General features: G+C 41.3%; 1 protein-coding gene and 1 pseudogene. Both read left to right on the plus strand.

Annotated features, from left to right (window positions below; all coding sequences use genetic code 11):
- Positions 1-315: pseudogene (locus V7659_RS31625) on the plus strand (iron ABC transporter substrate-binding protein); the annotation flags it as partial.
- Between the two features lie 70 nt (positions 316-385).
- The coding region (locus V7659_RS31630) for a FecCD family ABC transporter permease (RefSeq protein ID WP_335543929.1) at positions 386-995 on the plus strand (610 nt) is incomplete at its 3' end.

The following is a 995-nucleotide window of genomic DNA, read 5'->3' on the forward strand; positions in this document are numbered from 1 at the left end:
ATTTTAACAGAGCTAGGCTTTGAAGGTCCAAAAAATGTCAAAGATAAAAAGCAAGATATAATTACACTTACAGACAAAGAGAGCATTCCACAAATGGATGCAGATGTGATCTATTACTTCATGGATGATCAGGATAAAGCAGTTGAAAAAGCATATAAAGAGTGGACAAGTCATCCTTTATGGAAGCAGCTTGATGCAGTGAAAGCGAAACAAGTGCATAAAGTGGATGAAATCACTTGGAACATGGCTGGCGGTATCACCGCTGCAAACATGATGCTTGATGATATTTATGATCGTCTAGGGCTTGATAAATAAGTGTAGCAGAGGAGAAAATGTGAAAAACCATTTTCTCCTTTTTCCATAACAGATTGAAAGCGGGAATCAGATGAGAAGTTTATTAAAAAAGGATTCGAGCAAGGCACTGCTATTTGCTGGATTCATCGTGTTGATGTTGGTCTTTTTTATGCTCAGTATTTCTCTTGGGCAAACCTCAATTTCCCTCAAAGCCACCATCCATGCGTTTCTTCAGTTTGATGAGTCAGATCCAAACAGTGTGATTGTCATGACATCCAGATTATCAAGAGCTTTAATTGCGACGGTTGTTGGATCAAGTCTAGCGATTTCAGGTGCACTCATGCAGGCATTGACGAGAAATCCGCTGGCTGCACCAGATCTTTTAGGTATTAATGCAGGTGGACTCTTTTTTATTGTGATTTCGATTGTTTTCTTTTCTACTGAGTCGTTAACAGGTTATATGTGGACGGCCTTTTTAGGCGCTGCCATTGCAGGTATGCTCGTCTTTCTTCTAGGCTCCATTGGAAGAGACGGACTGACACCGGTCAAAATTGTACTCGCAGGTGCTGCGATATCTGCTCTGTTTGCGTCCTTTACTCAAGGACTTTTAATCGTGAATGAACAGTCCATTCAAAGCATCCTGTTCTGGATGGCTGGTTCAGTGTCAGGAAGAAGTATAGATATGCTGCTGCCAGTGCTGC

The sequence above is a fragment of the Neobacillus drentensis genome (assembly GCF_036966985.1).
In the GTDB taxonomy this organism is placed as follows: domain Bacteria; phylum Bacillota; class Bacilli; order Bacillales; family Cytobacillaceae; genus Neobacillus; species Neobacillus drentensis_E.